Origin of the sequence: Alcanivorax sp. (genome assembly GCF_051117345.1) — a bacterium.
Lineage (GTDB): Bacteria > Pseudomonadota > Gammaproteobacteria > Pseudomonadales > Alcanivoracaceae > Alcanivorax.
On the sequence record NZ_JBNPEC010000119.1, the window covers coordinates 1 to 6981 of the forward strand.

A 6981-nucleotide genomic window follows, 5' to 3' on the forward strand; every position below is an offset into this window, starting at 1 on the left:
GCGGGCCGGATAGGAACGAGTCACGAGAAGCGAGTTTCGAAAAGCAAACCACCCCGCCTTTCGAAACTCGCTCCTCACAACTCGTCACTGTCTTCGATTGACCACTGACCAAATGAACAGTATATTGATGGTCCGGGTGGCCCCAGGCCTTCGTACTGTGACCCCAGGAAGACCTGATTGATCTCCGTAGCCCCAGGGATGGGGCCGGGCTCCCGGACTTATTCGACAGATCTGGCAGGCCGGGTTTCGCAAGGAGAAACCCGGTCTAAAGCCAGTTGCGTAGGGTGGATCAGCCGTAGGCGTAATCCACATATGCACCGTGTGTTGGTGGATTACGCTTGAAGCTAATCCACCCTACGGCACAGAACAATAATCGCGTGTTCAGGGATTTAGGATTTTGGGTGGGCCGTTAAAAAACGGGGGAACAGCCGGCTTAATTACCCTCTTGCCGGTCAGGCTGACACTGGGAACCCAGCAGGTTCTGGGCAAGCACGTAGCGATCCTGGGCATTTTCCGCACGGATCTCACCCACCGACAGGTACTGCAAGGTCCAGTTGTCCCAGATTCGCGTATAGCGACTTTCCAGCAGCACATCACCCCGCATCATGGTGGCTCGCTCCGCCTTCACCGTCAGCTTGTCGCCATCACGCTGAATCTGATAACCCTCATTGGGATACAGCACTTCCAGACAGGCCAGAAACCGTTTCAGAGTCATCTCCGAGGCGGAGCCCACGGTAAACGCCAGTGGCAGGTTTGGCACTTCCAGCATCAGGCCGTGAATATTGGCCCCGTCCAGCCTTTCCAACCGCTGGTTCTGGGCCTTTTCCTGTTCCTCTTCGGCATTGCGCAAGGTTTCCGCCATTTTCTGGGCTTGCCGCATGTCATCGCGAAGCTCCCGGCGCCGTTGTGCCTGCCGCCGCTGCGCTTCCTTGTGGGCCTGCACGGCCTGCCAGGCGCTTTCCACCTCCACATCCATCTGTTGCGCATAGTGGCGGGCCTTGCGGGCCCCAGCGATTTGCTCCACGCAATCATCCCGCCATGCCGCAGCCTGCTGCTCTTTCAGGTAACGAGCCTGCTGGTGGTGCTGATAGAGAGACTGACACCCCCCTACCCTGGCACCCAGCGCATCGATCTCACCATAGTCGAGGCCTGCCACCTGGGCCGGCGCCCGGGTCCAGCCCAGCCAGTCGGCCGTGGTCGGTACCACGGTGCTGCAACCGCTGACAGCAGCTAACAGACACCCAGTGAGAAACGCTGGAACAATACGCACAACAATACGTCGCCTGTGAAATCGGGACGAAAAGAAAGGGGGTAGCCAGGCTACCCCCTCCGTGACATGCAGGACCTTAACGTGCAGCGATCTTTTCTTTCCAGATCACCGGGCCGGTCTTGTGAACGGATTCACCCGTGGAGTCCACGGCCACGGTAACCGGCATATCTTCCACTTCGAATTCGTAAATGGCTTCCATGCCCAGATCTTCAAAGGCGGCCACGCGGGATTTACGGATCGCCTTGGACACCAGATAAGCGGCGCCACCCACGGCCATCAGGTAGACCGCCTTGTTGTCCTTGATGGCTTCGATGGCGCTGTCGCCACGCTCGGCCTTGCCGACCATGCCGATCAATCCGGTCTCTTCCAGCATGGTGCGGGTGAACTTGTCCATGCGGGTGGCAGTGGTCGGGCCGGCGGGGCCGACGACTTCATCGCCCACCGGGTCCACCGGGCCTACGTAGTAGATAAAGCGGTTGGTGAAGTCCACCGGCAATTTTTCGCCGTTGGCCAGCATTTCTACCATGCGCTTGTGGGCCGCATCGCGGCCGGTGAGCAGCTTGCCGGACAACAACAGGGTGTCACCGGGCTGCCAGGTCTGCACTTCTTCCGGGGTGACGGTGTCCAGGTTCACACGGATTGCGCCTTCGTCGTTACCCCAGGCGATGTCCGGCCATTCTTCCAGGTCCGGGGCTTTCAGGTCTGCCGGGCCGGTGCCGTCGAGAATGAAGTGGGCGTGGCGGGTGGCGGCGCAGTTGGGGATCAGCGCTACCGGTTTATTGGCGGCGTGGGTGGGGTAATCCACCACTTTCACGTCCAGCACGGTGGTCAGACCACCCAGACCCTGGGCGCCCACGCCAAGGGCGTTCACTTTTTCGAACAACTCCAGACGCAGCTCTTCCGAACGGGTCTGGGCACCGCGGGCCTGCAGCTCGTGGATGTCGATGGGATCCATGAGAGATTCCTTGGCGATCAGCATGGCCTTCTCGGCGGTGCCGCCGATGCCGATGCCGAGCATGCCCGGCGGGCACCAGCCGGCGCCCATCTTGGGAATCTGTTCCAGCACCCAGTCCACCACGGAATCGGACGGGTTGAGCATGGCGAACTTGGATTTCGCTTCTGAGCCACCGCCTTTGGCGGCCACATCGATTTCCAGAGTGTCACCGGGCACGATGGAGTAGTTGATCACCGCAGGGGTATTGTCCTTGGTGTTGGCACGTTTGCCGTCCGGGTCCGCCAGCACCGAGGCGCGCAACACATTCTCCGGGTGGTTATAGGCCCGGCGCACGCCTTCGTTGATCATGTCGTCCAGGCTCATGTCGCCTTCGAAGGTGACATTCATGCCCACCTTGGCAAACACGGTCACGATACCGGTGTCCTGGCAGATCGGGCGGCGGCCCATGGCGGCCATACGGGAGTTGACCAGGATCTGCGCCATGGCGTCCTTGGCAGCCTTGCTCTCTTCCTTCTCGTAGGCTTCTTTCACCGCGCGGATGAAATCCACCGGGTGGTAGTAAGAGATATACTGCAAGGCATCGGCCACGCTCTGAATCAGGTCATCCTGGCGAATCACCGTCATGGGATTACTCCTGCTGGGACAAATAGGGGGCGCGTAGTATAGCGCAGAGTGTGAAGGGGGCGAAAATCGGAATGAAACAACAGCGAGAAGCGAGTGACGAGTCGCGAATGGCAAAGGGAGCGGGACAGGTTTTCGTCTCTCGCTCCTTGCAACTCGCGTCTCGCCACCTCAGTCGCAGCGGGTATTGTTGAGCAACCGCAGTAGATGATCGTTGACCACCTCAGGCTGCTCCAGATGCAGGAAATGCCCGGCATTGGCTATGCGCTGCAGCTCCACTCCACCGCTGAAGTCACTCTCCACCAGAGTGTGTTCAAGCAGCTTTGGGCTCATACAGCCATCATTCTCGCCAATCAGTATCTGCGTTGGCGTTGCGATATCCTGGCCCAACCAGCCTAGCGCCTTGCGTTGTTCCTTTTTCCACAGCTTGAACATGGCCCGGTACCAGCCCAGTGCCGCCCCGATAACACCCGGTTCTGCTAGGGTGTGCTTGGCATTGTCCAGATAAAGCCCGGGGTCCCAATCCGGCGACCAGCGACGCCACAGGGTGTCCACTCCGCTGAGATCGCCGCGCTTGAGCCACGCTTCCGGCGCGACCGGTAATTGGAAAAATTGCATATAGCCGCTAAGCAGTACTTGTTCAGGCACTTTGAGCAGCGCCTGGGGAATACGCCGCAGGGGCGGGATCGACAAAGCGCTGAAGGAACAGAAGGTTTCCGGAGACTGGGCACAGGCCAGATAGCCTACCGCCGCGCCCCAGTCATGGCCGATCAAATGGACACGGCCACCCAACTGGGCGGCGAACACCATCAGGTCATCCACCGCCGCATAGACAGAATAATCACCACTCCCGGACTGACAGCTCGGGGCATAACCGCGCAGAGCCGGAGCAATAGCCGTATACCCGGCCGCCGCCAGGGCATTGATCTGCACCGCCCAGTTTTCGTAGGTATCCGGAAAACCGTGCAGCAAAATCACGGGCTCGCCACTGCCGGCCATCAGGGCCGGAAAGCGCAAGTCACCGTTTACCAGTTCAACCTGTTTCATCGAGTTACCTCAAAATGCCGGGTCTGCGGCGCCTCTGAATCCCGGGTGATGATCTCTTCCACCCGGGCCATGGTCGGCCCCTGGCGCATAGCGTCCAGCATAGCCGACACCGCATCTTGCGGGCCGTGCAAGATGGCCTCCACACGGCCGTCGTCACAGTTACGTACCCAGCCGACAAGATCTCGCAGGCTGGCTTCGTGTTGGGTCCAGGCCCGGTAGCCTACCCCCTGAACCCTGCCGCTCACCAGTACATGTTTAGTGATCGCCATCGTTGCTCTCCTGGTTCTCCGCGTTGTCGCCAATGCTGTCGCAACGCTGAAACAGAGTATCCAGCGGCATATCCAGCGGCGCCATCATACCGTCACGGGCCTGGTCCATCTTTTCCTTCAGCTCGCGTTCCCAGAGGGATTTATCATTACCCAGCCGCACCCGTAACTGGGTATGGGCTGGCCACGGCAACATGGCCACCAGTTGCCCCAGGGTCAGATTGCGCAGATCCCGGGATAGCATGTACCCCCCCTCTTCCGTACGCCGTATCAGCTTGGCGTCCATCAGCAGGTTGCGAAATTCATCCCACTGACTCACACCGCAGTCGCGCATCACCTGACGCACTTCCTTACTGCGCAGCACCTTGCCATGTTGCTGACGGTCCCAAAAGGTGTGCAGCAGGCGCATCAACGCATGCATTCTCGGCACTTTGCGCCGATGCTCCTGAAATACCACCAGAGCCCGCACCAGCTCCGCACCGCCAAGGACAATAATCCAGGAAATGTAGACCCATAAGAGGAACGCCGGCACCGCTGCAAAGGCACCGTAGACCACTTCATAGCTGGGGGTCTGACGGATAAAAAAGGCAAAGCCACTTTTCGCCAGCTCAAACAGCAAGGCCGCGCTGGCAGCACCCAGCATTCCCTGACGTAACGGTACATTGGTGTTGGGAACCACAGTGTACAGCAGGGTGAGCATAGCGGTGGTAAAGAGGAAAGGCAGCAGCGACAACCACAGCCTGGCGCCGCCGAGATAATTCACGGTGTCACTGAAAATGGCCTGAGAGGTGAGGTAGGAAGAGATCGCCAGGCCGGCCCCCAGACAAATCGGCCCCAGCGACAGCACCGCCCAGTACATCATCAGGCTGGTGAGCCCCTTGCGGGCGCTACGGACTTTCCAGATACGGTTAACCGTCTGCTCGATGGTACGCAGCATCAGCACCGAGGTGATGATCAGAATAATCACACCCGGCCCAGTCAGATTGGTGGCCTGGCGGGCAAACGACTGCAGATGTTCCAGCAGCATATTACCCGCCGACGGCACAAAGTATTCAAACGCCCATTGCTGCAGTTGAACGCCCTTGCCTTTCAAGGCAGGCACCGAGGCCAGTACCGAAAAACTCACGGTCATCACCGGTACAATGGCAAAGAGGGTGGTGTACGTCAGCGCGGCAGCACTTTCCCGACAACCATCGTCCTTGAACTGACGCACCAGCAGTGCAAAAAAGGCGCGAATGGAATCCAGCCTGGCACGTACCGGAATCACGTTTTCATCAGTTTCCATGTTATCGGCATCCTCTCCTTGCCAGCGGATTCAAGCACCTTACAATGACACCCTCATCCACAGAATATGCAAAACTCATGACGGACTACACCATCTTCCATAATCCGCGCTGTTCGAAATCCCGCCAGACGCTGGCATTGCTGGAAGAAAACGGCATCCAGCCCACCATCGTAAAGTATCTGGACGACACACCGGATGCCGCCACCCTGAAAAGCCTGGTCAAGAAACTCGGCTTTGCCAGGGCCCATGATCTGGTACGCAACAAGGAAGCGGACTATAAAACCGCCGGCTTGTCCGCGGAAAGCAGCGATGAGGATGTCATCGCCGCCATGATGCAATATCCGAAACTGATTGAGCGCCCCATCGTGGTAAGGGGCAACAAGGCCGCACTGGGCCGCCCACCGGAAAACGCCCTTAACCTGCTGGACTGACACCATCATGACGGATTATGTACTGGTGCTTTACTACAGCCGCAACGGCAGTGTGGCCAATCTGGCGCAACAGGTCGCTCGCGGCATTGAAGGCGCTGGCATGGAAGCCCGCCTGCGCACGGTACCGGCAATCTCTGCCAACTGTGAAGCCAGTGAACCCGCGATACCGGAACAGGGCGCGCCCTATGCCACCCTGGAAGACCTGGCCGGTTGCAGCGGTCTGGCGCTGGGTTCGCCCACCCGCTTCGGTAATATGGCGGCGCCGTTGAAATACTTTGTCGACCAGACCAGTGATCTGTGGATGAAAGGCACCCTGATCGGCAAACCCGCCGGCGTGTTCAGTTCCACCAGCAGTCTGCATGGCGGCCAGGAAAGCACCTTATTGTCCATGATGACCCCGCTGCTGCACCACGGCATGGTGATTACCGGTGTGCCCTATTCCGAACAAGCACTGCTGGATACTCGCAGTGGCGGCACTCCCTATGGTCCTACCCACGTTGCCGGCACCGATTCAGACCCGTCGCTGACCGACCATGAAATCTCTCTGGCAAGGGCCCTGGGCAAACGCCTGGCTACCCTCGCCCGCCAACTCAAGGCCTGAACATGAATCTCCTGCTTCTGCGTATCAGTTACGCACTGTTATTGTTTGTTGGCATCTCCGGGCTTTTCAGCCTGGCACCACCGAATGTGCACATTGTCTCCAGCATTATCTTCGCAGTGATTCTCTATGCCCCTCTGGTACTGATGCTGCCGGCAGTGATCAGTGGTAACAAACGCCAGGCCACCTGGTTGTGCTTTATTCTGCTGTTCTATTTCTGCGGTTATGCCATCCAGCTGCTGGACCCGCCGCCGGTACGTACCCTGGCCATTGCCAAGACCTCACTGACGGTAATGCTGTTTGTGTTCTCTGCGCTGCAGATTCGCCAGGGGCAACATGCTGATTGACGAACGGTTCGAGGTCGAAACACCGGAAGGCGCCATGCCCCGCCTGTCCCTGGCCGGCCGGGTGTCCCTGGACATTGCCAATGTCATCGACCTCACCCTGAGTTTGTTGATCTTTGCGCGACTCGCCTTTCTGCACAGCACGCCCGCCAAACTTGACATCG

At 58.9% G+C, this 6981-nt stretch carries 8 protein-coding genes; 3 read left to right on the top strand and 5 right to left on the bottom strand.

Features of this window, described 5'->3' with window-relative positions; genetic code table 11:
• Positions 1-433: 433 nt before the first annotated feature.
• The 5 genes from ACFE0K_RS07795 to ACFE0K_RS07815 form a co-directional block, all read right to left on the bottom strand.
• Positions 434-1207: a hypothetical protein gene (locus tag ACFE0K_RS07795; RefSeq protein WP_434535527.1), complete on the bottom strand. Its 774-nt coding sequence runs from the start codon at positions 1205-1207 to the stop codon at positions 434-436.
• A 139-nt stretch (positions 1208-1346) separates the two neighbouring features.
• Positions 1347-2849, bottom strand: coding sequence for a fumarate hydratase (locus tag ACFE0K_RS07800; RefSeq protein WP_434535528.1), 1503 nt, complete (start codon positions 2847-2849; stop codon positions 1347-1349).
• Positions 2850-3017: 168 nt separating this feature from the next.
• On the bottom strand, positions 3018-3893 hold the full coding sequence (locus ACFE0K_RS07805; RefSeq protein WP_434535529.1) for an alpha/beta fold hydrolase: 876 nt from the start codon (positions 3891-3893) through the stop codon (positions 3018-3020).
• Positions 3890-4162: an acylphosphatase gene (locus ACFE0K_RS07810; protein ID WP_434535530.1), complete on the bottom strand. Its 273-nt coding sequence runs from the start codon at positions 4160-4162 to the stop codon at positions 3890-3892. Before ACFE0K_RS07810 ends, ACFE0K_RS07805 begins: the two co-directional genes overlap by 4 nt.
• Positions 4149-5444, bottom strand: coding sequence for a YihY family inner membrane protein (locus ACFE0K_RS07815; RefSeq protein WP_434535531.1), 1296 nt, complete (start codon positions 5442-5444; stop codon positions 4149-4151). Before ACFE0K_RS07815 ends, ACFE0K_RS07810 begins: the two co-directional genes overlap by 14 nt.
• A 77-nt stretch (positions 5445-5521) precedes the next feature.
• On the opposite strand from ACFE0K_RS07815, the gene arsC reads away from it, so the two are divergent.
• From arsC to ACFE0K_RS07830, 3 genes are read left to right on the top strand one after another with little or no spacing between them, the layout of a single operon-like run.
• The gene (gene arsC / locus ACFE0K_RS07820; RefSeq protein WP_434535532.1) at positions 5522-5875 is read left to right on the top strand and encodes an arsenate reductase (glutaredoxin); all 354 of its coding nucleotides are present in this window, start codon (positions 5522-5524) and stop codon (positions 5873-5875) included.
• A gap of 7 nt (positions 5876-5882) precedes the next feature.
• Positions 5883-6476: an NAD(P)H:quinone oxidoreductase gene (gene wrbA / locus ACFE0K_RS07825; protein WP_434535533.1), complete on the top strand. Its 594-nt coding sequence runs from the start codon at positions 5883-5885 to the stop codon at positions 6474-6476.
• Between the two features lie 2 nt (positions 6477-6478).
• Positions 6479-6820 carry a DUF2069 domain-containing protein gene (locus ACFE0K_RS07830; protein WP_434535534.1) on the top strand — a complete coding sequence of 114 codons (342 nt, stop codon included), beginning with the start codon at positions 6479-6481 and terminating at the stop codon, positions 6818-6820.
• The last annotated feature ends 161 nt before the right edge of the window (positions 6821-6981 follow it).